The organism is Roseateles sp. T103, assembly GCF_057219915.1.
The window spans coordinates 1,346,037-1,372,695 of the sequence record NZ_JBXVVS010000001.1 but is presented as its reverse complement, the minus strand read 5'-3'; the positions used below and the strand labels follow the sequence as shown (position 1 = coordinate 1,372,695).

At 67.4% G+C, this 26,659-nt stretch carries 28 protein-coding genes and 1 tRNA gene; 18 read left to right on the top strand and 11 right to left on the bottom strand.

Translation table 11 applies throughout. The features are described 5' to 3' along the window. Nucleotides 1-11: 11 nt before the first annotated feature. Together AC2EBS_RS06050 and AC2EBS_RS06045 are read left to right on the top strand one after the other, a co-directional pair. Nucleotides 12-1,172 carry an ABC transporter permease gene (locus tag AC2EBS_RS06050; RefSeq protein WP_484727455.1) on the top strand — a complete coding sequence of 387 codons (1,161 nt, stop codon included), beginning with the start codon at nucleotides 12-14 and terminating at the stop codon, nucleotides 1,170-1,172. A 21-nt stretch (nucleotides 1,173-1,193) separates the two neighbouring features. Further along, nucleotides 1,194-2,363 (top strand): ABC transporter permease, encoded by a 1,170-nt coding sequence (locus tag AC2EBS_RS06045; protein WP_484727454.1) that lies wholly within the window; start codon nucleotides 1,194-1,196, stop codon nucleotides 2,361-2,363. 9 nt (nucleotides 2,364-2,372) lie between these two features. Here the strand turns inward: AC2EBS_RS06045 and AC2EBS_RS06040 are convergent, their stop codons facing one another. Beyond that, nucleotides 2,373-3,935 carry an aminotransferase class V-fold PLP-dependent enzyme gene (locus AC2EBS_RS06040; RefSeq protein WP_484727453.1) on the bottom strand — a complete coding sequence of 521 codons (1,563 nt, stop codon included), beginning with the start codon at nucleotides 3,933-3,935 and terminating at the stop codon, nucleotides 2,373-2,375. Nucleotides 3,936-4,055: 120 nt separating this feature from the next. On the opposite strand from AC2EBS_RS06040, the gene AC2EBS_RS06035 reads away from it, so the two are divergent. Next, nucleotides 4,056-4,517 carry an Lrp/AsnC family transcriptional regulator gene (locus AC2EBS_RS06035; RefSeq protein WP_484727452.1) on the top strand — a complete coding sequence of 154 codons (462 nt, stop codon included), beginning with the start codon at nucleotides 4,056-4,058 and terminating at the stop codon, nucleotides 4,515-4,517. A gap of 87 nt (nucleotides 4,518-4,604) precedes the next feature. On the opposite strand, the gene AC2EBS_RS06030 is transcribed toward AC2EBS_RS06035, so the two are convergent. The 3 genes from AC2EBS_RS06030 to argH form a co-directional block, all read right to left on the bottom strand. After that, nucleotides 4,605-5,594 (bottom strand): hypothetical protein, encoded by a 990-nt coding sequence (locus AC2EBS_RS06030; protein WP_484727451.1) that lies wholly within the window; start codon nucleotides 5,592-5,594, stop codon nucleotides 4,605-4,607. Nucleotides 5,595-5,669: 75 nt separating this feature from the next. Next, on the bottom strand, nucleotides 5,670-6,149 hold the full coding sequence (locus tag AC2EBS_RS06025; protein WP_484727450.1) for a bacteriohemerythrin: 480 nt from the start codon (nucleotides 6,147-6,149) through the stop codon (nucleotides 5,670-5,672). Nucleotides 6,150-6,214: 65 nt separating this feature from the next. Then, entirely contained in the window at nucleotides 6,215-7,645 is a 1,431-nt protein-coding gene (gene argH / locus AC2EBS_RS06020) for an argininosuccinate lyase (RefSeq protein WP_484727449.1), read from the bottom strand. A gap of 142 nt (nucleotides 7,646-7,787) precedes the next feature. Between argH and AC2EBS_RS06015 the strand changes: the two genes are divergently transcribed. Further along, nucleotides 7,788-8,906 carry a sensor histidine kinase gene (locus tag AC2EBS_RS06015; protein WP_484727448.1) on the top strand — a complete coding sequence of 373 codons (1,119 nt, stop codon included), beginning with the start codon at nucleotides 7,788-7,790 and terminating at the stop codon, nucleotides 8,904-8,906. 40 nt (nucleotides 8,907-8,946) lie between these two features. After that, nucleotides 8,947-9,738 (top strand): LytR/AlgR family response regulator transcription factor, encoded by a 792-nt coding sequence (locus AC2EBS_RS06010; protein ID WP_484727447.1) that lies wholly within the window; start codon nucleotides 8,947-8,949, stop codon nucleotides 9,736-9,738. A 22-nt stretch (nucleotides 9,739-9,760) separates the two neighbouring features. On the opposite strand, the gene AC2EBS_RS06005 is transcribed toward AC2EBS_RS06010, so the two are convergent. The 5 genes from AC2EBS_RS06005 to AC2EBS_RS05985 are packed head-to-tail and all read right to left on the bottom strand — an operon-like array spanning nucleotide 9,761 to nucleotide 13,004. Then, nucleotides 9,761-10,546 (bottom strand): M90 family metallopeptidase, encoded by a 786-nt coding sequence (locus AC2EBS_RS06005; protein ID WP_484727446.1) that lies wholly within the window; start codon nucleotides 10,544-10,546, stop codon nucleotides 9,761-9,763. Next, nucleotides 10,540-11,352, bottom strand: coding sequence for a UDP-2,3-diacylglucosamine diphosphatase (locus AC2EBS_RS06000; protein WP_484727445.1), 813 nt, complete (start codon nucleotides 11,350-11,352; stop codon nucleotides 10,540-10,542). Before AC2EBS_RS06000 ends, AC2EBS_RS06005 begins: the two co-directional genes overlap by 7 nt. Next, the gene (locus AC2EBS_RS05995) at nucleotides 11,345-11,851 is read right to left on the bottom strand and encodes a peptidylprolyl isomerase (RefSeq protein ID WP_484727444.1); all 507 of its coding nucleotides are present in this window, start codon (nucleotides 11,849-11,851) and stop codon (nucleotides 11,345-11,347) included. Before AC2EBS_RS05995 ends, AC2EBS_RS06000 begins: the two co-directional genes overlap by 8 nt. Further along, nucleotides 11,848-12,405: a peptidylprolyl isomerase gene (locus AC2EBS_RS05990; protein WP_484727577.1), complete on the bottom strand. Its 558-nt coding sequence runs from the start codon at nucleotides 12,403-12,405 to the stop codon at nucleotides 11,848-11,850. Before AC2EBS_RS05990 ends, AC2EBS_RS05995 begins: the two co-directional genes overlap by 4 nt. A 44-nt stretch (nucleotides 12,406-12,449) precedes the next feature. Beyond that, nucleotides 12,450-13,004 (bottom strand): tetratricopeptide repeat protein, encoded by a 555-nt coding sequence (locus AC2EBS_RS05985; protein ID WP_484727443.1) that lies wholly within the window; start codon nucleotides 13,002-13,004, stop codon nucleotides 12,450-12,452. A gap of 188 nt (nucleotides 13,005-13,192) precedes the next feature. Between AC2EBS_RS05985 and cysS the strand changes: the two genes are divergently transcribed. The 8 genes from cysS (at nucleotide 13,193) to AC2EBS_RS05945 (ending at nucleotide 21,068) form a co-directional block, all read left to right on the top strand. After that, nucleotides 13,193-14,581, top strand: a complete 1,389-nt coding sequence (gene cysS, locus AC2EBS_RS05980; protein WP_484727442.1) for a cysteine--tRNA ligase — start codon at nucleotides 13,193-13,195, stop codon at nucleotides 14,579-14,581. Next, a complete protein-coding gene (locus tag AC2EBS_RS05975; protein ID WP_484727576.1) occupies nucleotides 14,578-15,234 on the top strand; it encodes a DNA-3-methyladenine glycosylase family protein in 657 nt (218 codons plus the stop codon). Before cysS ends, AC2EBS_RS05975 begins: the two co-directional genes overlap by 4 nt. Before the next feature lie 73 nt (nucleotides 15,235-15,307). Beyond that, nucleotides 15,308-16,279 (top strand): acetyl-CoA carboxylase carboxyltransferase subunit alpha, encoded by a 972-nt coding sequence (locus AC2EBS_RS05970; RefSeq protein WP_484727441.1) that lies wholly within the window; start codon nucleotides 15,308-15,310, stop codon nucleotides 16,277-16,279. After that, entirely contained in the window at nucleotides 16,248-17,615 is a 1,368-nt protein-coding gene (gene tilS, locus AC2EBS_RS05965; RefSeq protein ID WP_484727440.1) for a tRNA lysidine(34) synthetase TilS, read from the top strand. The genes AC2EBS_RS05970 and tilS overlap by 32 nt, the downstream gene beginning before the upstream one ends. Before the next feature lie 98 nt (nucleotides 17,616-17,713). Continuing rightward, nucleotides 17,714-18,985 carry an aspartate kinase gene (locus AC2EBS_RS05960; RefSeq protein ID WP_484727439.1) on the top strand — a complete coding sequence of 424 codons (1,272 nt, stop codon included), beginning with the start codon at nucleotides 17,714-17,716 and terminating at the stop codon, nucleotides 18,983-18,985. Between the two features lie 71 nt (nucleotides 18,986-19,056). Next, a tRNA-Ser gene (locus AC2EBS_RS05955) sits at nucleotides 19,057-19,149 on the top strand. A gap of 161 nt (nucleotides 19,150-19,310) precedes the next feature. Continuing rightward, nucleotides 19,311-20,381 (top strand): extracellular catalytic domain type 1 short-chain-length polyhydroxyalkanoate depolymerase, encoded by a 1,071-nt coding sequence (locus tag AC2EBS_RS05950; RefSeq protein ID WP_484727438.1) that lies wholly within the window; start codon nucleotides 19,311-19,313, stop codon nucleotides 20,379-20,381. 54 nt (nucleotides 20,382-20,435) lie between these two features. Beyond that, a complete protein-coding gene (locus AC2EBS_RS05945) occupies nucleotides 20,436-21,068 on the top strand; it encodes an FMN-binding negative transcriptional regulator (protein ID WP_484727437.1) in 633 nt (210 codons plus the stop codon). A 74-nt stretch (nucleotides 21,069-21,142) separates the two neighbouring features. Here AC2EBS_RS05945 and AC2EBS_RS05940 read toward each other — a convergent pair whose 3' ends face one another. Beyond that, on the bottom strand, nucleotides 21,143-22,825 hold the full coding sequence (locus AC2EBS_RS05940) for an electron transfer flavoprotein-ubiquinone oxidoreductase (protein WP_484727436.1): 1,683 nt from the start codon (nucleotides 22,823-22,825) through the stop codon (nucleotides 21,143-21,145). 230 nt (nucleotides 22,826-23,055) lie between these two features. On the opposite strand from AC2EBS_RS05940, the gene AC2EBS_RS05935 reads away from it, so the two are divergent. From AC2EBS_RS05935 to AC2EBS_RS05920, 4 genes are read left to right on the top strand one after another with little or no spacing between them, the layout of a single operon-like run. Further along, nucleotides 23,056-23,838 carry an SDR family oxidoreductase gene (locus AC2EBS_RS05935; RefSeq protein WP_484727435.1) on the top strand — a complete coding sequence of 261 codons (783 nt, stop codon included), beginning with the start codon at nucleotides 23,056-23,058 and terminating at the stop codon, nucleotides 23,836-23,838. Between the two features lie 12 nt (nucleotides 23,839-23,850). Further along, entirely contained in the window at nucleotides 23,851-24,531 is a 681-nt protein-coding gene (locus AC2EBS_RS05930; RefSeq protein ID WP_484727434.1) for a YceH family protein, read from the top strand. Beyond that, entirely contained in the window at nucleotides 24,528-24,950 is a 423-nt protein-coding gene (locus AC2EBS_RS05925; RefSeq protein WP_484727433.1) for an acyl-CoA thioesterase, read from the top strand. Before AC2EBS_RS05930 ends, AC2EBS_RS05925 begins: the two co-directional genes overlap by 4 nt. Nucleotides 24,951-24,976: 26 nt before the next feature. After that, nucleotides 24,977-26,218: a cyanophycinase gene (locus AC2EBS_RS05920; RefSeq protein WP_484727432.1), complete on the top strand. Its 1,242-nt coding sequence runs from the start codon at nucleotides 24,977-24,979 to the stop codon at nucleotides 26,216-26,218. Here AC2EBS_RS05920 and AC2EBS_RS05915 read toward each other — a convergent pair. After that, nucleotides 26,197-26,373, bottom strand: a complete 177-nt coding sequence (locus AC2EBS_RS05915) for a hypothetical protein (RefSeq protein WP_484727431.1) — start codon at nucleotides 26,371-26,373, stop codon at nucleotides 26,197-26,199. The two genes, AC2EBS_RS05920 and AC2EBS_RS05915, sit on opposite strands and share 22 nt — an antisense overlap. On the opposite strand from AC2EBS_RS05915, the gene AC2EBS_RS05910 reads away from it, so the two are divergent. Continuing rightward, nucleotides 26,372-26,656, top strand: coding sequence for a hypothetical protein (locus tag AC2EBS_RS05910; RefSeq protein ID WP_484727430.1), 285 nt, complete (start codon nucleotides 26,372-26,374; stop codon nucleotides 26,654-26,656). The two genes, AC2EBS_RS05915 and AC2EBS_RS05910, sit on opposite strands and share 2 nt — an antisense overlap. Nucleotides 26,657-26,659 lie beyond the last annotated feature (3 nt).

Genomic DNA, 26,659 nt, shown 5'->3' with positions numbered 1-26,659 from the left:
GTTCGCGCAACATGCCCTTCCTGCTGAAGCTGCTGCTGAAGAACGCCTTCCGGCACAAGCTGCGCACGGTGCTGACGATGGTGGGCCTGGTGGTGGCGCTGTCGGCCTTCGGCCTGCTGCGCACCATCGTCGATGCCTGGTACGCCGGCGTCGAGGCCAGCAGCAGCACGCGCCTGGTGTCGCGCAGCGCGATCTCGCTGACCTTCCCGCTGCCGCTGTCCTATGCGCAGCGGCTCAAGGCGGTGGAGGGCGTCAGCAGCGTGTCCTGGGCCAACTGGTTCGGCGGCATCTACATCACCGAGCGCAACTTCTTCCCGCAGTTCGCGGTCGAGCCGGCCAGCTATCTGGCGCTCTATCCGGAGTACCGGCTCAGCGATGAGGAACGCCTGGCCTTCATCCGCGACAGGCAAGGCGCCATCGTCGGCCGCAAGCTGGCCGACAAGTTCGGCTGGAAGATCGGCGACCAGATTCCGCTGCGCGGCACCATCTACCCGGGCACCTGGACCTTCACGCTGCGTGGCATCTGGGACGGCGCCGAGGCCAAGACCGACGAGAGCCAGATGCTGGTCCACTGGGGGCTGATCAACGAGAACCTGCGCAAGCGCTATGGCAAGCGCGCGGACTTCGTCGGCGTCTACATCATCGGCATCGACGATCCGCAGAACGCCGCCCAGGTCTCGCAGCGGGTGGACGCGCAGTTCAAGAATTCGCTCGCCGAGACCCTGACCGAGACCGAGAGCGCCTTCCAGCTCAGCTTCGTGTCGATGAGCGAGGCCATCCTGGTGGCGGTGCAGGCGGTCAGCTACATCATCGTGCTGATCATCATGGCGGTGATGGCCAACACCATGACGATGACGGCGCGCGAGCGCCTGGCCGAGTACGCGACGCTGAAGGCGCTGGGCTTCCCGCCCGCCTTTGTCGTCAAGCTGCTGTTCGGCGAGAGCCTGGCCATCGCGCTGGCGGGCGGTGTGCTGGGCGTGGCGCTGACGCTGCCGATGGCGGCGGCTTTCGCGAATGCGGCAGGCACGCTGTTCCCGATGTTCCAGGTCTCGGGCCTGACGATGGCGCTGCAGCTGCTGGCGGCGCTAGTTGTCGGCTCGGTCGCTGCCGCCTGGCCGGCCTGGAAGATGAGCCGCATCGACATCGTGCAGGGGCTGCGCCATGTGGCCTGAATCCGTTGCCGGGAGTGGGCGATGAGGGCGGTGCCGCTGAGCTATATCGCCAGAAATCTCTGGGTGCGTCGTGTCACCACCTTGCTGACTGCTGGTGGCATGGCGCTGGTGATCTATGTGTTCGCCACCGTGCTGATGATGAGCGAGGGCATACGCAACACGCTGGTCGCCACCGGGCAGGCTGACAACGTGATCGTGCTGCGCAAGGGCGCGGGCGCCGAGATCAACAGCGGCATCGCGCGCAGCCAGGCCGCCATCGTCGAGAGCCTGCCGGGCATTGCCACCGACGTGCTGGGCCGCCCGCTGGTCAGCAAGGAGCCGGTGGTGCTGAACAACCTGCCCAAGCGCGGCAGCGGCAAGCCCAGCAATGTGACGGTGCGCGGCACCTCGGAGCTGGGCCTGCAGCTGCGGCCCGCGGTGCGCATGCTGGAAGGGCGCATGTTCCGCGCCGGCAGTTCGGAGATCGTCACCGGCCGCTCGGTGGCGCAGGGATTCCAGGGCGCCGCTTTGGGCGAGACGCTGCGTTTCGCCGGGCGCGACTGGACCGTGGTGGGCGTGTTCGACGCCGGCGGCAGCGGCTTCGATTCGGAGATATGGGGCGATGCCGAGCAGATGCTGCAGGCCTTCCGCCGCGATGCCTTCTCCAGCGTGGTGTTCCGTCTGCAGGACGCGTCGCAGTTCGAGGCGCTGAAGGCGGCCGTCGAGTCCGATCCGCGCCTGCAGCTGGAGGCCAAGCCCGAGGTGCGCTTCTACGCCGAGCAGAGCGAGGCGCTGGCCACCTTCATCAGCATCCTGGGCACTTCGTTGTCGGTGATCTTCTCGATCGGCGCCATCGTCGGCGCGATGATCACCATGTTCGCCGCGGTGGCGCAGCGCATCGGCGAGATCGGCACCTTGCGCGCGCTGGGCTTCCGGCGTGGCGCAGTGCTGCTGGCCTTTCTGGGTGAGTCGATGCTGCTGTCGCTGGTGGGCGGCGTTATCGGCCTGGCGGCCGCAGCGCTGATGCAGACGGTGAACATCAGCACCACCAACTTCCAGACCTTTGCCGAACTGGCCTTCCAGTTCAAGCTGACGCCGGCCATCGTCTGGAAGACGCTGCTGTTCGCGCTGTTCATGGGCTTTGTCGGCGGTTTCATCCCGGCCTGGCGGGCGGCGCGGCTGAAGATCGTCGACTGTCTGCGCGAGGCCTGAGGCCTGGCCTCAGGCCAGGGCTTCGGCGGGGCGCAGGGCCAGGCCTCCGGTGAGCTGTCGCACCTCGGGGTGACCCAGGGCCAGCAGGTGCAGCGCCGCCTCCCTGCTGCGCTTGCCGCTGCGGCACAGCAGCAGCACCGGCCGGCGCAGCAGCTCCGGGTGGCTGGCGCAGAACTGCGCGAAGCCCGACAGCGGAACGCTCAGGGCGGGGGCGGCGCTTGTGCCCAGTGCTTCGCCGGCTTCCTGCTCATAGGCCTCGCGTACATCGATCAGCAGCACATCCGGCTGGCGGCGCCGATAGGCGGCTAGCTCATGCCAGTGCAGGTCGATGGCGGGCTGCATATCCAGCGACGGAGTCAGCAGCGCGCTTGCGCTGCCGGCCTTGGCATCGCTGGTCTTGCGGCGTGCCCAGACTTCACCGCAGCGCCGCAAGGCCGCGCAGGCTTCGGCGATGAAGGCGCTGCTGTCCAACGGACCAAAGGACAGGCGGATCGCACCTTGGCTGGCCCAGTCCGGGCGCCCCATCGCGTCCAGCACATGGCTCCCCGCGGTGCTGCCGGCCGAACAAGCGCTGCCGGCACTGACCTGGATGCCCGCCGCATCGAGCAGGTTCATCAGCTGCTTGCTGCTGGCGCCGGGCACGGCAAAGTTCAGCGTGGTCGGCAGGCAGTGCTCCAGCGGCGCATTGAAGACCAGGCCGGGGAAGGCCTCGTGCAGCGCATGTACCAAGGCTTCGCGGTGGGCGAGCAAGGTGCTCGCATCGGCAAAGACGGTGCCGCGTTCCAGGGCTTCGAACACCGCGCCGAAGCCAGCAATGCCGGGCAGGTTCTCGGTGCCGGAGCGCTGGCCAGACTCCTGGCCGCCGCCGACGATCAGCGGCGTGTACGGGCTGCCTTCGCGCACATAGAGCAGACCCACGCCCTTGGGTGCGTAGAGCTTGTGACCCGAGAAGCTGGCGTAGTCGATGCGCGTCTGGCTCAGGCGCAGCGGCATTTTGCCCACTGCCTGCACGCTGTCCACCAGCCACAGCGTGGGGTTGCCGTGCAGCAAGGCCTCGATGCCGGCCAGGTCGCTGAGTACGCCGGTTTCGTTGTTGGCCGCCATCGTGCAGAGCAGGGCGGTATGCGGCAGCCAGCCTTGCAGCAGGGCCAGGTCGTGCCTGCCGCTGGCGTCCACCGGCAGGCTGCGCAGCTGCAGACCGAGTTGCAGTTGCGTGTTCCAGTGCTGGGCCGCCTGCAGCACGGCCTTGTGTTCGGTGGCGCCGACCACGAGCCAGGGTGCGATCGCTTCGCCGGCCTCGCGGCGCTGGCGCAGCGCAAGCAGCGCGCTGAACATGGCGGTGTGGATGGCCTCGGTCGCGCCGCTGGTGAAGACGCAACGCCCGGCACCTGTGGCGAGGTAGCGGCTTGCCGCAGCCCGCGCGCGCTCCAGCAGTTGGCGCGCGCGCAGGCCCTCGCTGTGGCTGCTGCTGGGATTGCCAAAGCTGACATCCATGGCCAGCAGCGCCGCATCGCGCGCAGCCGGACAGCAGCGGGTGGTGGCATTGGAGTCCAGGAACAGAGAGGTCGTCACGGCAGCAGTCCTATGGGGAGAAGCCGCGACAGTCTATTGACTGGTGACGGGAATGGCGTTTCATATCTCTCCTATAAACTCGAAACAAGAGAAGAAATTTCTACGAAAGCGAGAAATGAGATGTTGGATCGTATAGATCGGCTGATTCTTGCGGAACTTCAGCGCGACGCCTCGCTGTCGGTCGCGCAGCTGGGCGAGCGGGTTGGGCTGTCGAGCACGCCGTGCTGGAAACGCATCAAGCGCATGGAGGACGAGGGCTTGCTGACCAGGCGCGTGGCTCTGGTCGATCGCAAGAAGGTGGGGCTGCCGGTCACGGTGTTCGTCAGCCTGCGCATCGCCAGCCATGACGAGGCGTCTCTGCAGCGCTTCGCTGCGCTGATTGCCGACATGCCCGAGGTGCAGGAGTTCCACCGCATGAGCGGTGACGTGGACTATCTGCTCAAGGTGGTGACCACCAGCATTGAGGGCTACGACCTGTTCTACAAGAAGCTGATCGCGGTCTCGGAGTTCCGCGCCGTGTCCTCAGCCTTCTCGATGGAGCAGATCAAGAGCAGCACAGTGCTGCCGCTGGATCTGGTTTGAGCGCCGCGGATGTCGGCGATCGCCAGTCGCGCGTTCGATGATGTGATTGCAAGCCCCGTCAATCGACCCACGGCGCGCGTGAGCCGCCTAGCAGGCGTGGGGCAACAGCGCCTCGTCGCCGAGGATCTCGAAAGCGGCGCGTCGACTGCAGCGCAGTTCGCGGGTGGCAGTGCCTTTGCGCGTCAGCGTCACGCGGCAATCGGCCAGCTTGCTGTTCAGGCAGGTCTTCACGCCCCCCGGTGGGTTGGCGTAGGCCAGCCCCACGAAGTCCTCGCGCCGTGCGCGCATTTCCATGGTCAGCTCGAGCCCTGGCGCGCGGTGTCGCAGCGTCCAGTGGCCCAGCTCAAAGCGCGCCTCGGCCCGCCAGGAACGCGCAAGACTGTCGAAGCGGTATTCCTCGCCGTCCAGGCGCAGCACCGCCACCGACAGCGGCGGCGTCCACAGCGGGCCGATCTTCAGCCGCGCGGTCGAGCATTCGAGGAAGGCCTCGGGGGCGTCGTCGAAGCCGGCCACCTGGCCCCAGGCATAGCGGTCGGTGTGGCGGCTGCCCCAGTTGTGGTTTTGGCTGCCCTGCCAGCCATCGATATCGATGCGCTGTCCATCAACCCACAGCGCGCCCCGATATCGGGCATTGGGCGTGCCGACCAGCACCTTGGCCTTCGGAAAGCCGCCGGCATAGAGACGCTCGGGCAGCAGCAAGAGCGGGGATTGGCCATCGGCATAGTCCAGCTCCCAGCGCAGCGAGCCGCGGGCCTCGCCTTCGATCGCGCCGTGCAGATGCCCGTCTTGCAGCAAGGCATCGCCGATGTGCAGGTGCAGGCCCTGCGGGGCGAAGCGGCAGGCCGCGATGGGCAGTTCGCGCTTGAGGGCGAGATGCCGGCGGTGCTCGCCGTCGAACCAGATGGCCCAGAGCTCGCCCACCGCATCCTGGGGCCGCGCCTTGGGGCTGAAGACCGTGTAGCGGATCCAGAAGGCCAGCGGCCGCGTCGGATGGTTGGCGCGTTGGAACCAGCTCTCGTAATGGCCCAGGTCTGCGTCGGGGACGAAGCGGGGGCGGTTGCAGGCGTCGCGGTCCATGGCGGGGCCATGCTAGGCCAAGGCCGGCGCGGCGTCAGTGCGGGACTTCACCCAGCCGTGCTGGGGCGTGGTGCTTCAGTTGCAGCTCTTGCTGCCGCAGGAGCTGATGCCTGATGCCTCGGTGGCCAGCGGCTTGTCGATGCTACCGGTCGCCGGGTCGTAGCCGACCTGACCCATGTGGTAGACCAGCGCCGCATCCATCATCTCGGCATGCGCCGGCAGCCACTTGGCCAGTTCGTCGACGACGATGCGCATCGGTTCCAGGTCTTGCAACTCGGTGGCATGGCGCACCACCTCGTGCAGCACATTGAGCACCATCTTGTGCTGGCTGCTGTGGCAGTTCTCGGGCGCGAAGCCGGTGGCGGCCATCCAGCGCTCTTCCATGCCGAAATGCTCGGTCGTGTGATCGAGCAGGCGCTGGAAGGTCGGCAGCGGGTCGGTCCCGGTGGCGAGCACCGCTTCCAGCTCGTTGAGCAGGTCCACCATCTCGTGGTGGGTGTCGTCGAGCTGGGGCAGGTTCAGCACCAGCGAATCGTTCCAGGCGAGGACTGTCATGGGCGGCGAGATTAGCGAGCGCTGGGTTGTGGGGTTTTGCTTGGCGTCAAAGCGGCGGAGCGGCCTCAGGCGGAGGCCAGGCGCGCGCGATGACGGGCCACCTGGGCGCGCACCTGGGCGGGCGCGGTACCGCCGAGGATGTTGCGGGCGTTCAGGGAGCCGCGCAGCGACAGCACATCGAACACGTCCTCGCCGATGCGGGCGTCGAACTTCTGCAACTCGGCCAGCGGCAGCTGCGACAGGTCCACGCCCTGGGCGATGGCGGTCTTCACCGCATGGGCGACGATCTCGTGCGCATCGCGGAAGGCCAGGCCCTTCTTGACCAGGTAGTCGGCCAGGTCGGTGGCGGTGGCATAGCCCTTGAGCGCGGCGCGCTCCATCGCTTCGGGCTTCACCGTGATGCCGGCGGCCATCTCGGCAAAGATGCGCAGCGTGTCCTTCAAGGTGTCCACCGTGTCGAACAAGGGCTCCTTGTCCTCCTGGTTGTCCTTGTTGTAGGCCAGCGGCTGGCCCTTCATCAGCGTGATCAGGCCGATCAGATGGCCGACCACGCGGCCGCTCTTGCCGCGCGCCAGCTCGGGCACGTCGGGGTTCTTCTTCTGCGGCATGATCGACGAGCCCGTGCAGAAGCGGTCGGCCAGGTCGATGAAGCCGAAGCTCTGGCTCATCCACAGGATCAGCTCTTCGGACAGGCGCGAGACGTGCACCATGATCAGCGCGGCCGCGGCGCTGAACTCGATCGCGAAATCGCGGTCCGAGACTGCGTCCAGGCTGTTCTGGCACACGCCCTCCATGCCCAGCGTGCGCGCGACGCGCTCGCGGTCCAGCGGGTAGCTGGTGCCGGCCAGCGCGGCCGCGCCCAGCGGCAGGCGGTTGACGCGCTTGCGGGCGTCCACCAGGCGCTCGGCGTCGCGCGCGAACATCTCCACATAGGCCAGCAGGTGGTGGCCGAAGCTCACCGGCTGCGCCACCTGCAGGTGCGTGAAGCCGGGCAGGATGACCTCGGCGTTCTTCTCGGCCACGTCGACCAGCGCCAGCTGCAGCGCCTGCAGCAGTGCGCCGATCTCGTCGATCTCGCCGCGCAGCCACAGGCGCACGTCGGTGGCGACCTGGTCGTTGCGGCTGCGGCCGGTGTGCAGGCGCTTGCCGGCGATGCCGACCAGCTCGGTCAGCCGCGCCTCGATGTTCAGGTGCACGTCCTCCAGGTCCAGCTTCCACTCGAAGTCGCCGGCCTCGATCTCGCCCTTGATCTGCGCCATGCCGCGCTGGATGGCGGCGTGGTCCTCGTCACTGAGGATGCCTTGCGCGTGCAGCATCTCGGCGTGCGCCAGGCTGCCCTGGATGTCGGCGGCCCACAGGCGCTTGTCGAAGAACACGCTGGCGGTGTAGCGCTTGACCAGCTCGCTCATCGGCTCGGAGAAGAGCGCGGACCAGGCCTGGGCCTTGTTGGCGAGTTGGTTGTCGGCGGGCTTGGAGCTGCTGCTGGAGGAGGACATGGTGGCGTGGGCGCGACGGCGTCGCTGGGGGATGGGCCTCGCCATGGCGGGCAGGGCAGGGCCAGGGATCACAATGCGGATCGATCGCGGCCCTCGGGGCCGCATCGACTAGGCACGAATTCTATCGGGGGGCCGCACGGGCATGGCGGGAGCGCGCAGTAGCAGCAGCAGCGAGAAGTCGAAAGGCCAGGATCGCGACTGGGCCGACAGCAGCGGTCTCAGCAGCCTGCTCGGTCTGGCGCCGCCGCCAGCGGCGCTGGAGAACGACAGTGCGCCACTGTTCGATCCCGCCCGCGTCTTCGATGTCTGCCATGTCGGCCTGGTGCTGCGCGCAGTGCTGGGGGTGCAGCTGCTGCTGGCGCTGGGCCTGGCCCTGGCGGCGCAGGGCCTGGCTCAATGGATGTTCTGGATGGCCAGCGGCACCGTGGTCAGCCTCACCGCCGTGCTGCTGTGGTTGCTGCTGCTGTGCGCCGGCAAGCGCGCGCTGGCGGCTCTGGCCGAGCCCTTGCAGTGGCTGCTGGTGCTCGCGCTCGGTGCGGCCTGCACGCTGCTGGGCTGGCAGCTGCTGAACATCGCCAGCGATGAGCCGAGCGGCAGTTTCCGGTTGCTGAGCCTGGCTGCCGCCGGCGCGGCGGTGGCGGCAGCGCTGCTGTACTGGCTGAAGCTGCGCGAGCGCTCGCGCCGCCCGGCCGACGTGCTGGCGCAGCTGGTCGAGCTGCAGTCGCGCATACGCCCGCACTTCCTCTTCAACACGCTGAACACTGCGACCGCGCTGGTGGCCATCGACCCGCAGCGCGCCGAGACGGTGCTGGAGGATCTGGCCGAGCTGTTTCGCGTCGCGCTGGAGGAGAACGGCACCGCAGTAACGCTGGATGCCGAGGTGGAGCTGGCGCGGCGCTACCTGGCGATCGAGCAGCTGCGCTTCGGCGAGCGGCTGCGCCTGCACTGGCGGCTCGACCCAGCGGCCGGCCTCGCGCGCGTGCCCCCCTTGCTGCTGCAGCCGCTGGTGGAGAACGCGGTGCGTCACGGCGTGGAGCCCAACGACGCCGGCGGCGACATCGAGATCACGACGCGCAGCCGCGGCACCGAGGTGGAGATCGTCGTGCGCAACAGCGTCGGTGCGCCTACCCGCCAGCGCGGCCACGGCATGGCGCTGCGCAATGTGCGTCAGCGCCTGCGCTTGATGCATGACGTCGCGGCACGCTTCGACATCGAGCCGGGCGATGGCAGCTTCCAGGTGCGCATCGTCGTGCCGCGATGAGGCGCAATGTCGCGACGAGTTTGCTAGGCTCTATCCCACGATGCATACCCAAGCAGCACTGACAGTCCTGATCGTCGATGACGAGCCGCTCGCCCGGATGCGATTGCGCGGGCTGGTCGAGGCTTGTGTCGAGCCGCGGGCCGAAGTCGTGGCGGAGGCGGGCAGTGCCTCGCAGGCGCAGGCCTGGCTGAAGGATCATGGCTGCGATCTCATCCTGCTCGACGTGGCCATGCCCGGTCCGGACGGCTTGCAGCTCGCGGAAGCTCTGCGAGCGCGGCCGATGAGGCCGGAGCTGGTCTTCGTCACCGCACATGCCGAACATGCGCTTCGGGCCTTTGAGCTGGAGGCACTGGACTATCTGACCAAGCCGGTGCGCCGGGAGCGGCTGCAGTCGGCGCTGGCCCGCACGGCCCAACGTCTGGCGGAGCGCAACGCTGTGCAGAATCAGCGCGAGGCCCAAGAGGGCGACACGCCAGTGATCACCATCAACGACCGCGGCCGCTTGCTGCGCATCCCGCTGCCCGAGGTCCTGTACATCAAGGCCGAGCTGAAGTACCTGACCTTGCGCACCGCGACGCACAGCTATCTGATGGACGGCAGTCTGTCCGACTACGAGCAACGACTGGGCGAGCGTTTCCTGCGCGTGCACCGCAATGCGCTGGTGGCAAAGAGCGCGGTACGCGAGCTCGAGCGCCATGCCATCGCCGGCGAAGAGGCTGGAGAAGCCGGCGAGCCCGGCTGGGCAGTGCGCATCGCCCATGTGGACGAGTGGCTGGCTGTGTCGCGTCGCCAGGTGGCGGCGGTGCGCGAGGCGCTGGCCGCCGACGCCTGAATAGGGCGGCGGCGCCAGTCGCTCAGCCGGCCGGCTGCTGCAGGAAGAAGTCGGCCAACAAGCGATACAGCGCCGGCTGCTCTTCGCGCAGTTCCCGCGGCGCCACGAAGAAAGCCTCCACCGCGACGGCGAAGAACTCCTCCAGGCCTTCGGCGCCGTAGGGATCGACGAGGGTGTCATGGCCCTCGTCGACCTGCGTGCAGAACCATTGCCATTCGGCTTCGATCACCGCCAGCCAGGCGCGACGCGCCGCGGCGTCGGGCAGCAGCGGCACGCCGTCGGCGATGCCGTCGGCCATGTCCAGCACATGGGCGAACTCGTGGATCACCACGTTGTAGACACTGTCGAGACCGGCGGCCGGGTCGGCCCCGTACTCGACCTCGCTCCAGGCCAGCATCAGCGGCCCGCCTTCCATCGCCTCGCCGGCCAGGCGCTCGTCGTACTGGTGGACGATGCCGTCATCGTCCATCACCTCGCGCGGCGCCAGCACCTCGCCGGCATGCATGACGATGCCGACGAAGCCGCGGTAGGGCGCCAGGCCCAGGCGCAGCACCGGCAGGCAGGCCTGCGCGGCGACGGCCAGCGCGACCTCGTCGCTGACGACGAAGCCGGCCGCGCCGTGGAATTCCTTCTCGGCGAGGAACAGCGAACACAGCCGGCGCAGCTCGGCCAGGTCCGCGTCGCTGCGCGCGGCGAGGAAGGGATAGCGCGCCAGCGTCAGCTGCCACAGCGGCTCGGGGATCGCATGACGGCGCAGCGCGCGTTCCTCGCGAGCACGCTGCCAGCCGCTCAACAGCCGGCCTAGCATGGTGCGGTGATGGCGATGCGCTGCAGGCCGGTGGCGCCCAGGCGCAGCACGTCGCCGCGCGGCGTGGCGGCATCGAGATCCCAGTCGGACAGCACCCAGCGCTGCAAGCGGTCGCCGAGTTCATGCACCATCGGGCGGTGCGTGTGGCCATGCAACAAGACCTGACACCCGGATCCGGCCAGCCAGGCGCGGCAGGCAGCCGCGTCCAGGTCCGACCATTGCTCGGGCGTCTGGCTGCGCTTACGGGCCTCGCTCTCGGCGCGCAGATGACGCGCAATCTCGCGGCGCTGCGCCAGCGGCTGGGCGAGGAAGCGCTGCTGCCACAGCGGCTGGCGCACCTCGGCGCGGAAGCGCTGGTAGTCCACATCGTCCAGGCACAGCGCGTCGCCATGGCTGATCAGCAGCTGCCGGCCGAAGGCCTGCAGGCAGCAGGGGTCGGGCAGCAGCGTGAGGCCGCAGTCGGCGGCCATCGCCTCGCCGAGCAGGAAGTCGCGGTTGCCGGCGATGAAGAAGAGCTGCAGCCGCGACGAGGCCTCGCGCAGCAGGCTGCAACAACGCTGCTCGAACTCGTCCTGGCGCGCGTCGTCGCCGACCCAGACCTCGAAGATGTCGCCCAGCAGCACGACGGCATCGGCCGGCGTGTCGCGCAGATGCGCCTGCAGCGCCTCCAGCGTCGCGTCCATGCCGGGCGCGAGATGCAGGTCGGAGAGAAAGTCGATCGCGCGCCAGTGCGGCGGCGCGCTCAGCGTGAAGAGCGGATCAGGCAGCGACGGCGTCGCTGCCCGTGCCGATGCACCCTCAGGCAACTTCGGTCGCGCTCTCGATCACCACCGCTTCCAGCGGCACGTCATCGTGGAAGCCAGAGCGGCCGGTCTTGACCTTCTCGATCGCGTCCACCACGTCCTGGCCGGCGACGACCTTGCCGAACACCGCATAGCCCCAGCCGCTGGGGCTCTCGGACTTGAAATTCAGGAAGCCGTTGTTCGTCGTGTTGATGAAGAACTGCGCGCTGGCCGAGTGCGGCGCATTGGTGCGCGCCATCGCGATCGTGTAGTGATCGTTGGTCAGGCCGTTGTTGGCCTCGTTCTGGATCGGCGCGTCGGTGGGCTTTTGCTCCATCTTGGCGCTGAAGCCGCCGCCCTGGATCATGAAGCCCTTGATCACGCGGTGGAAGATCGTGCCGTCGTAGTGGCCCTTGCGCACATAGGAGAGGAAGTTCTCCACCGTCGCTGGCGCCTTGGCGGCGTCGAGTTCGAGGCGGATCAGGCCATGGTTGGTCTTGAGTTCAACAGTCTTGATGGTCATTTCTTGGGCTCCACGATGGCCTTGTTGATGAGGACGGGCTGCAGCGGCACGTTCTGGTACATGCCCACATTGCCCGTCGGTTTGGTGCGGATCTTGTCGACCACGTCCATGCCGTCGATCACCCGGCCGAACACGGCATAGCCATTGCCGTCGCGGGCATTGGCGGCGTCGAGGAAGGCGTTGTCGACCACGTTGATGAAGAACTGCGCGGTGGCCGAGTTGGGGTCGGCGGTGCGCGCCATCGCGACAGTGCCGCGCACATTGTTCAGGCCGTTGCGGCTCTCCAGCGGGATCGGCGCCCTGGTGGGCTTCTGTTCCATCTTGGTTGTGAAACCGCCGCCCTGGATCATGAAGCTCTCGATCACGCGGTGGAAGATGGTGCCGTCGTAATGGCCGGCTTTGACGTACTTGACGAAGTTGTCGACCGACTTCGGCGCCTTCTCGGCGTCGAGTTCGATGCGGATGTCGCCTTCGCTGGTGCTGAGCTTGACGACCTGGGCCAGGGCCGGCAGGGCGCCGAGCGCCAATGCGGCGGCGAGCAGACCGCGTGTCAGCGGCTGGATGGCGGCGGAACGGAGACTCGTCATGGCGGTATCGATCATGAGGACGGTTTGAGATTGACGATGGCGCGGCTACGCTGCAGCTTCAGGCTCAAGGTCTGCTTGTCGCCGCTGGCCAGCGGCAGCGCGCGTTCGTAGGCACGGGTCGCCAGACGCACCAGCACGTCGCCGAGATTCTCCAGTGCGGCGGCATGCTCGGGCTGCAGGCGCAGCGCCTGCTCGAGCGCGTCGCGCGCGGCTTCGAGATCGCCGCGGCCGGCGCGGATGACGGCCAGGTTATTGAGGGGGTCGGCGAGGTCGGGGTGGTCCTGGGTGAGGGCGATCAGCGCACGTTCGGCCTCGGCCAGCTGGCCTTGCTCCATCTGCATCGTGGCCAGTGCGAAGCGCAGCCGCGCATCGTTGGGATTGCTGCTCAGCGCGCTGCGCACCATCTGCTGGGCCGTGTCGCGCTGACCTTGCATCCATAGGGCCTGCGCCTTCTCCAGTTCGCCGGCCGCCAGCGACTGGCGGCCTGACAGCATCAGCAGCAGCGCACCCAGGCAGACGACTGCGAGCCGGCCGCGAAACGGGTTGTAAGGGGAGGGGTGATGCATGGTGTCCGGTACTGGAGGCCGGCCTGACCCGGGGTGGGTCAGCCGCTATACTGCGCGCGATTCTACGGGTCCACCCCGGTACTTGCCGCAGACTGCGGCGGGTAAGCTGATATCAAGCAAAGCTCACGCAGCGCGGCGTGGCACCATGCTGCCAGACCTTCGACGCCGGGCTTGCCACCTTCCTATCCATGTCCTTGCGCATCTACAACACGCTGACCCGCGCGGTCGAGCCTTTTGTCCCTATCGAACCCGGTCATGTGCGCATGTATGTGTGCGGCATCACCGTGTACGACCTGTGCCATATGGGGCATGCGCGGATGAACGTGGCCTTCGATGTGGTCTATCGCTGGCTGCTCGCCAGCGGGCTGAAGGTCACCTATGTGCGCAACATCACCGACATCGACGACAAGATCATCAAGCGTGCGCTCGAGCGCGGCGTCACGATCCGCGCGCTGACCGACGAGATGATCGCGGCGATGCACCGCGACTTCGGCGCCCTGGGCATCGCCACGCCCACGCACGAGCCGCGCGCGACCGACTATGTGCCGCAGATGCTGGACATCATCGGCAGGCTCGAAGCCAAGGGCCTGGCCTACCAAGCCGAGGGCGGCGACGTGAACTACGCGGTGCGCAAGTTCCAGGGCTACGGCAAGTTGAGCGGCAAGTCGCCGGACCAGCTGCGCGCCGGCGAGCGCGTGGCGGTACACAGCGACAAGCACGATCCGCTGGACTTCGTGCTGTGGAAGTCGGCCAAGGCAGACGAGCCCGCCGAGGCCAAGTGGGCCAGCCCCTGGGGCGAGGGGCGCCCCGGCTGGCATATCGAATGCTCGGCGATGAGCTGCGCGCTGCTGGGCGAGCATTTCGACATCCATGGCGGCGGCATGGACCTGCAGTTCCCGCACCACGAGAACGAAATCGCGCAGAGCGAGGGCGCGACGGGCCAGCGCTTCGTCAACACCTGGATGCACAATGGCTTCGTCAACGTCGACGACGAGAAGATGTCCAAGAGCCTGGGCAACTTCTTCACCATTGCCGACGTGCTGAAGAAGTACGACGGCGAGACGCTGCGCTTCTTCATGCTGCGCACGCAGTACCGCAGCCCGATCAACTACAGCGACGCGACGCTGGACGACGCGCGCACCGCGCTGCGCCGGCTCTATACCGCGCTGGACGGCGTGGCGACGGCCGAGGCACAGGCGATCGACTGGAGCAGCGGCCCCGCTGCCGCCTTCAAGGCGGCGATGGACGACGACTTCAACACGCCGGCTGCGCTGGCGGTGTTGTTCGATCTGGCCAGCGAGCTCAATCGCAGCCGCTCGCCGGCGGATGCTGCCCTGCTGAAGAGCCTAGGCGGCGTGCTGGGCGTGCTGCAGCAGGAGCCGCGCGCCTATCTGCAGGCGGGGTCGGGTCTTGATACCGGCGCGATCGAGGCGCAGATCGCCGCGCGCGCGGCCGCCAAGGCCGCACGCAACTTCGCCGAGGCTGACCGCATCCGCGCCGAACTGGCTGCGGCCGGCATCGAGCTCAAGGATGCGCCCACCGGGACGACCTGGGTCAACACCGGAAGCAAGGCCTGACCGTGGTGCGACAGCCTGCCGGGGTGACCCCCGATTACTGGGACGAGGCCTGCCGCCATCTGGCCAAGCGCGACCGCGTGATGAAGAAGCTCATCCCGCAGTTCGGCGAGGCGCGGCTGCAAAGCCGTGGCGATGCCTTCACCACGCTGGCCCGATCCATCGTCGGCCAGCAGATCTCGGTGAAGGCGGCGCAGTCGGTGTGGGACCGCTTCGCGGCGTTGTTGCCCGGCCCGGCCACGCGCATCCAGCCCGCCGCCGTACTGGCCACGCCGGTGGACGAGTTGCGTGCAGCTGGCCTGTCGGCACGCAAGGTCGAGTACCTGAACGATCTGGCCCGCCACTTCGAGGCCGGCACCGTCCATGTCAAGCAATGGACGCAGATGGACGACGAAGCCATCATCGAAGAGCTGGTGGCGATCCGCGGCATCGGCCGCTGGACGGCGGAAATGTTTCTGATCTTCCACCTGATGCGCCCCAATGTGCTGCCGCTCGACGACCTGGGTCTGCTCAAGGGCATCAGCGTCAACTACTTCTCCAGCGAGCCGGTCTCGCGGGCCGAGGCGCGCGAGGTCGGCGAGGCCTGGGCGCCATTTCGCTCGGTGGCCACATGGTACATTTGGCGCAGTCTTGATCCGCTGCCGGTGGACTACTGAGCAAGCGCCTCGCCTGTCCCGTCCCCTCGGGATCGCCGCGCGCCCCATCATCCAACACTGAACAGACGCCAGGATGAGCAAGAAACACTTCCTCGAATTCGAGCAGCCCATCGCCGAGCTCGAAACCAAGATCGAAGAGCTGCGTTACGTGCAGAGCGAGTCCGCAGTCGACATCTCCGAAGAGATCGACCGCCTCTCCAAGAAGAGCCAGCAGCTCACCAAGGACATTTATTCCAGCGTCGCGCCCTGGCAGGTCTACCAGATCGCCCGGCATCCGCAGCGTCCGCAAACGCTGGATTACTGCGCCGATGTCTTCACCGAGTTCCAGGAGCTGCACGGCGACCGTCATTTCGCCGATGACGCCGCCATCGTCGGCGGCCTGGCGCGCTTCAACGGCCAAGCCTGCATGGTCATCGGCCACCAGCGCGGCGGCGACGCCAAGGAGCGCGCGCTGCGCAACTTCGGCATGCCGCGCCCCGAGGGCTACCGCAAGGCGCTGCGCCTGATGAAGCTGGCCGAGAAGTTCGGCCTGCCGGTCTTCACCTTCATCGACACGATGGGTGCCTATCCCGGTATCGGTGCCGAGGAGCGTGGTCAGTCCGAGGCGATCGGCCGCAACATCTTCGAGATGGCGCAGCTGGAAGTGCCCATCGTCGCCACCGTCATCGGCGAGGGCGGCTCGGGTGGCGCACTGGCCATCGGCGTGGCCGACCAGGTGCTGATGCTGCAGTTCTCGGCCTATTCGGTGATCTCGCCGGAAGGCTGCGCCTCCATCCTGTGGAAGACCAGCGAGCGTGCCTCCGAGGCCGCCGAGGCGCTGGGCATCACCGCGCATCGACTCAAGGCGCTGGGCCTGGTGGACAAGATCGTCAACGAGCCGGTGGGCGGCGCGCACCGCGACACCAAGCAGATGGCGTCCAACCTGAAGCGCGCGCTGTCCGACGCGCTGCGCCAGGTCAGCGATCTCGAGCCCAAGGAACTGCTGGAGCGCCGCTACCAGCGCCTGCAGGCCTATGGCCGCTTCAGCGACACCAAGAACCGCTGAGCCCTCGGCCGAGTCTTCGTCTCTGACCGTGGCCGTCGCGTACAGCGGCGGCCGCGATTCCACTGCCTTGCTGCACGCGACCGCCGTCGCGGCGCGGATGTCGCAAGCACGGGGTCTGCCGCTGCGCGTGGTCGGCTTGCATGTACATCATGGCTTGAGCCGCCGGGCCGATGACTGGCTGGCGCATTGCGAACAGCAGTGCTGCCGATGGGCTGCCGAAGGCCTGCCGGTTGGCTTGCTGCATCGCCGCCTCGCCGGCGCACCATCAGCAGGGGAAAGCATCGAAGCCTGGGCTCGCGCCGGCCGCTACGCTGCGCTCGCCGAGATGGCCCATGAGGCTGGCAGCTCGTTGCTGCTGCTGGCCCATCACCGGCGCGATCAGGCCGAGACCTGGCTGCTGCAGGCGCTGCGCGGCGCTGGCGTTGCCGGATTGGCCGGCATGCCGCGCCAGCAGATGCGCGAAGGGCTGGTCTGGGCGCGGCCCTGGCTGGATCATCCGCGCGAATGCATCGAGGCCTATGTCGCAGCACATGGCCTGCAGCATGTCGAGGACGAGAGCAATGCCGATGCACGCTATGCGCGCAATCGCCTGCGCCTGGAGCTGTGGCCGGCCTTGACGCAGGCCTTCCCATCGGCTGAGGCGGCGCTGGCGCAGTCGGCCGTCTGGTCGCAGCAGGCTCTGGCCCTGGCCGACGAACTGGCCGAGGCGGATCTGCAGTGCTGGTGCGATGAGCGTGGTGATCTGAAGCAGGGAGCGCTGGACGCGCTATCCGCTGCGCGTGCCAGCAATCTGTTGCGTGCCTGGCTGCAGCGCGGGCTCGGGCATCCGGCACCTGCCTCGCTGGTTCAGCGGCTGCTTGACGAGCTGCCTGGTGCCAGCAGTTCAAGTTGGCCGGCGCCGGAAGGGCGTCAGCTCAGGCTCTACCGCGGCGTCCTGCGTTGGTCGCTGCCTGCACCCGAGGTCCCCGATTCCGATGCTGCCCTGTGGCTGGACCTCAGTCGGCACGGCGAGCAGGCCTGTTCGCCCTGGGCTGGGCGCCTGGCGGTGCGCAGGGCGAGTCAGGGTGGGGTGCCGCCGGAGCTGCTGACGCGCGTCGAGTTGCGTGCGCGGCAAGGCGGTGAGCAGTTCCAGGCCGACGCGCGCGGCGTGCCGCGCAGTCTGAAGAAGTGCTGGCAGGCCGCCGGAGTCGACGTCGGTGATCGCCTCGGCCCGCTGGTGTTCGACGCGCATGGCCGCTTGCTCTGGGTGCCAGGGCTTGGCTTCGATGCGCGGTTTTGCGCAAAGGCCGGCGAACCGCAGCTGGTGCTGGACTGGCTCCCGGCGCTGTCAGCCTGAGCTCAGGCTTGCTGCGGCGCAGCAGCTAGAATTGCCGGCTGCGATCGCGGCGCAAACCCCTCCCAAAATCCGCGCAAACAGCAAGCAAGCAGATTTCCATGGCATTGATCGTTCACAAGTACGGCGGCACCTCGATGGGCTCGACCGACCGTATCCGCAACGTCGCCAAGCGCGTGGCCAAATGGGTTCGCGCCGGGCATCAGATTGTGGTCGTGCCCTCGGCCATGAGCGGCGAGACCAACCGCCTGCTGGGCCTGGCCAAGGAGCTGTCGCCCGCATCGAGCAGCGCCGCGCTGAATCGCGAGTTGGACATGATCGCCTCCACCGGAGAGCAGGTTTCCGTGGGGCTGCTGGCCATCGCGCTGCAAGCCGAAGGCATCGACGCCGTCAGCTACACCGGCTGGCAGGTGCCGGTGGCGACCGATTCGTCGTACACCAAGGCGCGCATCGAGAGCATCGATGACAAGCGCGTGCGTGCCGATCTTGCGGCAGGCAAGGTCGTGGTGATCACCGGTTTCCAGGGTGTGGACGAAGCCAACAACATCACCACGCTGGGTCGTGGCGGCTCCGATACCTCTGCTGTGGCCATCGCTGCTGCGATGAAGGCGGACGAGTGCCTGATCTACACCGACGTGGATGGCGTCTACACCACCGACCCGCGTGTGGTGCCCGAGGCGCGTCGTCTGAAGACCATCAGCTTCGAAGAGATGCTGGAGATGGCCTCGCTGGGCTCGAAGGTGCTGCAGATCCGCTCGGTGGAGTTCGCCGGCAAGTACCGCGTGCCTTTGCGCGTGCTGTCGAGCTTCACGCCCTGGGACATCGATATCAACGAGGAAGCCAAGTCCGGCACCCTGATCACTTTTGAAGAGGACGAGAAAATGGAACAAGCCGTCGTGTCGGGCATCGCTTTCAACCGCGACGAAGCCAAGGTGACCCTGCTGGGCGTGCCGGACAAGCCGGGCATCGCCTTCCAGATCCTGGGCCCGGTGGCCGACGCCAACATCGATGTGGACGTGATCATCCAGAACGTCTCGCACGACGGCAAGACCGACTTCTCCTTCACCGTGCATCGCAACGACTACCAGCGCTGCATGGAACTGCTCGAGAAGACCGTGGGCCCGGCCGTGCAGGCCGCCAAGGTGATGGGCGACCAGCGCATCTGCAAGGTCTCCATCGTCGGCATCGGCATGCGTTCGCATGTGGGCATCGCGTCGAAGATGTTCCGCGCGCTCAGCGAAGAGGGCATCAACATTCAAATGATCACCACCAGCGAGATCAAGACTTCGGTGGTGATTGATGAGAAGTACATGGAGTTGGCTGTGCGTGCGCTGCACAAGGCCTTCGACCTGGACCAGGAAGTCGCGGCCTGAATCTGAGTGGCAATCTCGCCGCGTTTTTTCTCTGAGGCGGAGAAAACGCTGCTAGAATGCGCAGCTCTGTTGGAGACGTGACCGAGAGGCCGAAGGTGCTCCCCTGCTAAGGGAGTATGTGGGCAAAACCTGCATCGAGGGTTCGAATCCCTCCGTCTCCGCCAGCACACATGAGAACGGGCCCTAGCGGCCCGTTTTTCATTGCTGCTGCACCAGGCCGGGTGTTGCCATTTCTTACGCTTCGCGCCGTCACTGTCGGCAGTGACATGCGGCTGCGCTGTGCATCGACGATCATCACGCCGCACGCAAGATGGCGAGGCTGTGGATGGACTTGAACGAGCGTTTGTCGAGTGCGGCCCGTCTGGCGCTGGTGTCGCTATGTCTGATCGCTGCGACGGCTGCCGTCCATGCCCAGGGCGAGACGCTAGGTGCACACCGCGCGACGCTGCGCGAACGCATTACCGAGCAGATTGAGCAGCGCCAGCAGGCCCGTGACGGCAAGACTGCTGCGATCGAAAGCGATGCCCGGCTCGGCGCCGGCTACCACAGCCTGAAGCTGCGCCACGATGGGCTGGAGCGGAAGGCCCTCGTGCATGTGCCGGCCAGTTACCGTGCCGGGCAGCCGGTGCCGCTGGTGCTGGCCTTCCATGGCGGTGGCGGTCATGCCGAGTACATGGCAGACGACCAGCGCTATGGCCTGATTTCCGCTGCCGAGCAGCATGGTTTCATCGTGGCCTTCCCCAACGGCTACAGCAAGCTGCCCGGTGGTCGTTTTGCGACCTGGAACGCTGGCGGCTGCTGCGGCGATGCGCGCGACAAACAGGTCGACGATGTCGGCTTCGTGCGCGTGCTGGTCAAGCGGCTGCAGGCCCAGCTGAGCATCGATGCCCGCCGCATCTACGCGACCGGCATGTCCAACGGCGGCATGATGAGCCATCGCCTGGCCTGCGAGGCGGCGGATCTTTTCGCCGCGGTGGCTGCGGTGGCCGGCACGGACGCGACGAGCCCTTGCCAGCCCTCGAGGCCGATTGCGGTGCTGCACATCCATGCGCGCGACGACAGCCACGTGCTCTTCGATGGCGGTGCCGGCAAGGACGCCTTCCGCGACCGCAGCCAGGTGATGGATTTCGTCTCCGTCTCCGAAACGATGCTGCGCTGGACCAGGCGCGACCAGTGCCGTGCAGACCCGCGTCGTGTGCTCGACAGACCCGGCGCCTACTGCGATCGCTGGGAAGCTTGTGCCGGTGGCGCCGAGTTGCAGCTGTGCGTCACCGAGACTGGCGGCCATTCCTGGCCGGGTACCGAGAAGACACGCCGGGGCAAGCCGGGCGCTTCGCAGGCCCTCGACGCCGGCGAGACGATCTGGGACTTCTTCAGCCGCCATCGTCTGCCCTGAAGCTGCGCCGGTTAGCATGCTTTCGTCGCACCACTGCAATTTCCGCGAGCCGCCATGTACACGCCCCGGCATTTCGAACTGAACGATGCGCAGCTCGCGCAGCGCCTGATCGACGAGCATCCCTTCGCGCTGCTGATCGGCCCGGATGGCCAGGGCCACAGCTTCGTCACCCATGTGCCCTTGGTGCGGGTGGCGGCGGGCAACGGTGACGTGCAGGACGACTGGTGGCTTGAAGGCCATATGGCCAAGGCGAATCCGCACTGGGGCTGGCTCGCCGCGCAGCGCGAGCTGCTGGTGGTCTTCAGCGGGCCTGATGCCTATGTCTCGCCCAGCCACTACGAGACGACGCAGGCGGTGCCGACCTGGAACTATCTCGCGCTGCATGTGCATGGCAAGCTCGAGCTGGTCGAATCGCCCGAGGACAAGGACGCGCTGCTCAAGCGCCTGATCGCGCAGCACGAGCCCGCCTATGCGGCGCAGTGGCGCGGCCTGTCGGAGGACTTCCAGAGCAAGATGCTTGCCGCCATCGTCGGCTTCCGCATCCGCGTGCAGCGCGTCGAGGCCAAGGCCAAGCTCAGCCAGAACCGCAGCGCGGTCGAGCGCGCGCGCATCGCGGCGCACCAGGCTCAAGGCACGCCGGAGGAACGGGCGCTGGCCGATTGGATGGGGCGGCTCGGTCTGGCCTGACTGAATCTGCCCGTCCACAAGGCAAGAAGCCCGCCATGTGCGGGCTTCTTCCTGTTCATGCCTGCGGCGGGCTCTTACATGCCCGCGTAGTTCGGTCCGCCGCTGCCTTCCGGCGTGACCCAGACGATGTTCTGCGTCGGGTCCTTGATGTCGCAGGTCTTGCAGTGCACGCAATTCTGCGCGTTGATCACCAGCTGGTCGGCGCCGTCCTTCTGCACGAACTCGTAGACGCCGGCCGGGCAGTAGCGGCTCTCGGGGCCGGCGAACTTGGCGAGGTTCACCTTCACCGGCACTTCGGCGTTCTTCAGCGTCAGGTGAGCCGGCTGGTTCTCCTCGTGGTTGGTGTTGGACATGAACACCGAGGAGAGGCGGTCGAAGGTCAGCTTGCCGTCCGGCTTCGGATAGTCGATCTTGGCGCACTCGGCGGCGGGCTTCAGATAGACGTGGTCGGGCAGCGTGCGGTGGATGGTCCAGGGCGGCACCTTGACGCCGAGCTTGGGCAGGAACCACTGCTCGATGCCGGTCATCAGCGCGCCGACGGTGTTGCCCTTCTTGAACCACTGCTTGAAGTTCTTCGAGCGCTGCAGCTCGGCGTTCAGCCAGCTCTGCTCGAAGGCGGCCGGGTAGGCCGACAGCTCGTCGTGCTGGCGGCCAGCGGTGACGGCCTCGAAGGCGGCTTCCGCAGCCAGCATGCCGGTCTTGATCGCGGCATGGCTGCCCTTGATGCGTGCGGCGTTCAGGTAGCCGGCGTCGCAACCCACGAGCGCACCGCCCGGGAACACCGTCTTGGGCAGGCTCAGGATGCCACCGGCGGTGATCGCGCGGGCGCCGTAGCCGATGCGCTTGCCGCCCTCGATGTGCTTGCGGATGCTGGGGTGGGTCTTCCAGCGCTGCATTTCCTCGAAGGGGCTCAGCCAGGGGTTCTTGTAGTCGAGGCCGACCACATAGCCCAGCGTCACCTTGTTGCCTTCCAGGTGGTAGAGGAAGCCGCCGCCATAGGTCTCGCCATCCATGGGCCAGCCGGCGGTGTGCACCACCAGACCGGGCTGGGCCTTGTCGGCCGGCACTTCCCACAGCTCCTTGATGCCGATGGCGTAGCTCTGCGGGTCGCTGTTGGCGTCGAGCTTGAAGTTGTTGATCAGGCGCTTGCCCAGGTGGCCGCGCGCACCCTCGGCGAAGATGGTGTACTTGCCCAGCAGTTCCATGCCGAGCTGGAAGTTGTCGGTCGGCTCGCCTTCCTTGCTGATGCCCATATTGCCGGTGGCCACGCCGCGCACCGAGCCGTCATCGCCGTAGACGATCTCCGCCGCGGTGAAGCCGGGGAAGATCTCCACGCCCAGGCTTTCCGCCTGCTCGCCCAGCCACTTGGTGACCGCGCCCAGCGAGATCACGTAGTTGCCGTGGTTGTGGAAGCACTCGGGGATCAGCCAGTGCGGCGTCTGCTTGGCGCCGGCCTCGTTGAGGAACAGCACCTCGTCGCCGCTGACCGGCTGGTTCAGCGGGGCACCCAGTTCCTTCCAGTTCGGGAACAGCTCGGTGATCGCGATCGGATCCATCACCGCGCCGGAGAGGATGTGCGCGCCGGGCTCCGAGCCCTTTTCCAGCACCACGACCGAAATCTCCTGGCCTTTGGCGGCGGCCAGCTGCTTCAAGCGGATGGCCGCGGCCAGACCGGCGGGGCCGGCGCCAACGACGACCACGTCGTACTCCATGCTCTCGCGCGGGCCGAACTGGGCAACAAGTTCTTCGGGGCTCATGGGGGTCCTTGTGAGTCTCTGGTTTTCTGAGCGGGCAGGGCGGTCTGCGCACTGGGATTGCGCGGCATTCTACCGAGGCCAGGCTGATTTTCGAACGGTCGTGCTATTTTTCTGCGCCAGCCGCTGCGCAGGCGACAGGGCGCCGCGGGGCTGCATGCTATCGTCGCCCGAGCGCCTGGATTAGCAGGCTCAAAGTCACAACAGAGATTCGTCAGTAAGAGAGATCGTTCATGAGCTACAGCATTGACCTGTCGGGCCGCGTGGCCCTGGTGACCGGCGCCTCCAGCGGCCTGGGCGAGCAGTTTGCCAAGACCCTGTCGCAGGCCGGCGCCGCCGTGGTGCTGGCCGGCCGCCGCATCGAGCGGCTGAAGACGCTGCGCGCTGAGATCGAAGGCGCCGGCGGCGATGCCCATGTGGTGCAGCTCGACGTCACCGACGTGGACAGCATCAAGTCGGCCGTCGCCCATGCCGAGACCGAGATGGGCACCATCGACATCCTGATCAACAACTCCGGCGTCAGCACCACGCAGAAGCTCACCGACGTCACCGAGAACGACTACGACTTCGTGATGGACACCAATGTGCGCGGCGCCTTCTTCGTCGCGCAGGAGGTGGGCAAGCGCATGGTGGCCCGCGCACGCGGCGCGGCGCCGGGCACCTATACCGGCGGGCGCATCGTGAACATCGCGTCGATGGCCGGCCTGCGCGTGCTCGGCCAGATCGGCGTCTACTGCATGAGCAAGGCCGCGGTGATCCACATGACCCGCGCGATGGCGCTGGAGTGGGGCAAGTACGGCATCAACGTCAACGCGATCTGCCCCGGCTATATCGATACCGAGATCAACCATCACCACTGGAGCACCGACGCGGGCAAGAAGCTGGTGGAGATGCTGCCGCGCAAGCGCGTCGGCCAGCCCAGGGATCTGGACACCGCGCTGCTGATGCTGTGCGCCAATGAGAGCCACTTCATCAACGGCGCCATCATCCAGGCCGACGACGGCTTCGGCGTCTGATCTCGTCAGTCGATGGCAATCCGACACCTCACCCCGGGCGAAGCCCGCGTGCTGGCCGTGCTGGTGGAGAAGCAGCACACCGTGCCCGACAGCTATCCGATGTCGCTGAACGCGCTGACGCTGGGCTGCAACCAGAAGACCGCGCGCGAGCCGGTGATGAACCTCAGCGAATCCGAGGTGCTGCAGGCCCTGGACGAGCTCAAGAGCATGAGTCTGGTCTTCGAGGTCAGCGGCAGCCGCGTGGTGCGCTTCGAGCACAACGCGGCGCGCGTGCTCACCGTGCCCGGCGCAGCGCTGGCGCTGCTGACTCTTCTGATGCTGCGCGGCCCGCAGACCGCGGCCGAGCTGCGCCTGCATACCGAGCGCCTGCACCGCTTTGCCGATATCTCCTCGGTCGAGGGCTTCCTCGACGAGCTGGCCGGGCGCAGCCCGCCCATGGTCGTCAAGCTGCCGCGCGCCCCGGGTGCGCGCGAGTCGCGCTGGGCGCACCTGCTCAGCGGCGAGCCGGCGCTGCCCTCGTCCGCAGCGGCTGGCGGCGATGCAGCATCGGTCGCGATGCCCCGCGACGACGAAGAGATCGCCCGGCTGCGCGCCGAGGTCGAGCTGCTCAAGCGCCAGGTGGCGCGGCTGATGAACGAGCTGGGCCTGACCGACGAGCCCGGCACCGACAAGACGACACCACCCCTGCCATGAAGCTGGACATCCCCGAGCAGAAGAAGCTGGTCTACGAGATGCGCATCCCCATCCGCTGGGGCGATATGGATGCGATGGGCCATGTGAACAACACGATCTACTTCCGCTACATGGAGATCGTGCGCGTGGACTGGTTCGAGAAGATCGGCGCGCTGCTCAACCCCTCTGGCGAGGGGCCGCTGATCGTCAACGCCTTCTGCAACTTCTACAAGCAGCTCGAGTACCCCGGCGATGTGCTGGCGCGCCAGTATGTGTCGGCGCCCGGCCGCTCCAGCTTCGACACCTGGATCACGCTGGAGCGCGCCGACCAGCCGGGCCTGATCCATGCAGCCGGCGGCGCCACCGCGGTGTGGATGGATTTCCCGGCGCAGAAGTCCGTGACCATGCCCGACTGGCTGCGCCAGCTGGTCAGCGACTGAGCACGAGGCAGGCGGCACGAACAGCCATGGCGATACAGCGCGCAGTCCGCATAGCCTTGCTGGCGGCCTGCTTGTGTGTCCAGCCGCTGGCGGGGCTCGCGCAGACGGTGGCCGCCATCGGTGGCGGTCTGCGCTACGACAACACCCCGGTCTGGCAGCGCCTCGTCGAAGCCGCTGGCGGCCCCGACAAGGCGCGCTTCGTCATCCTGCCCACGGCTTCGGAGATCCCGCAGCAGCGCGGCGAGCAGGTGCTGCAGATGCTGCGCATGCATGGTGCCAGCGCCGAGCTGATCCCGCTGGCACCGAACTGGCCGGGGCTCGATGCCCAGGCCGTGCGCGACGATCCGGCGCAAGTCGCCCGCATCGCCGCGGCCAACGCGGTGTTCTTCACCGGCGGCAGCCAGGGCCGCATCGTCGACCTGCTGCAGCCGGGCGGCGAGCCCACACCCATGCTGCAGGCGATACGCGGTGTGCTCGCCCGCGGCGGCCTGATCGCCGGCACCAGCGCCGGCGCCGCCATCCTCAGCCGCCAGATGTTCCGCGACGCACCGCGCGTGCTCGACGTGCTGGCCGGCCAGCTACGTCCCGGCCAGGAGATCGACCGCGGCCTGGGCTTCGTGCCCGACGATCTCTTCATTGACCAGCATGTACTCAAGCGCGGCCGCCTGGGCCGCATGCTGCCGATGATGCAGCGCGCCGGCTTCCCGCTGGGGCTGGGTGTGGCCGACAACAGCGCGGTGCTGATCCATCCCGATGGCGAGCTCGAAGTGCTGGGCGAGACCGGTGCCTTGCTCGTCGATCTGCGCGACGCGAGGCGCGACCCCGCGCTGCCGGGCTTCAATCTGCAGGGCGCTCGACTGAGCTATCTGGAGGCCGGCGACCGGCACAGCCTGAAGCGCGCGGTGACCACGATCGCGGCGGGCAAACGGCCGATGAACGCGGCGCCGGCAGATCCACTGGCCGGGCCTGTCGCGGGCCCGGATCTGCTGGCGGACAGTGGCGTGAGCAAGGCCTTGTGGACTTTGCTGGACAGCGGCGCGCATCGCCTGGTGGCGGTGAGCCGAGCTGCAGCCGTGTCCGCAGCGCCAGCGGCTTCAGGTGCGAGCGCTACAGCGCCGGTGGCAAGTGCCGCGCCGCCACCGTCCTTCGAGTTCAGGCTGATCCGCGATGACCAGACACGCGTCTGGCGCAGCGCCGGCGCGGACGGGCGGCCGGGGTATAGCGTGGAGCGGCTGCGGATCGATGTTCAAGGCGCTTTGCCGCAGTGAGCCTTCGGCACCGCTTGCAGCAGAACACCATCGTTTGCCGGCAGCGATGCCTTCGGGCTCCGGCTGACGCCAGCGGCATTGATGGAGCGCAACAGGGCCTTGCGCAGGCGCGCTAGATTGCCTTCGGACGGCGAGAACGCCGCGAGGTTCAACATGCCCAAGACCAGCATCACCCAGGACGCGGACCAGCTGCACATTGCGATCGAGCAGGTCGGCGATCGCAAGGATCGTGTGCTCGAAGCCTTGCAGGAATGCGCCGAAGGCCGCTGCACCTGCCCGACGAATCAGTACGAGCAATTGCAGGCCATCGAGATCTCGGCGAAGGGAGACGGCGTGGAGATCACGCTCACGCCGAAGCCGGGCGAGGTGGTCGACCGTCAGGCCATCGATCAATGCCTGGACTACACGGTCGGCAAGGCCGGCGGCAGCAGCGCCTGACGC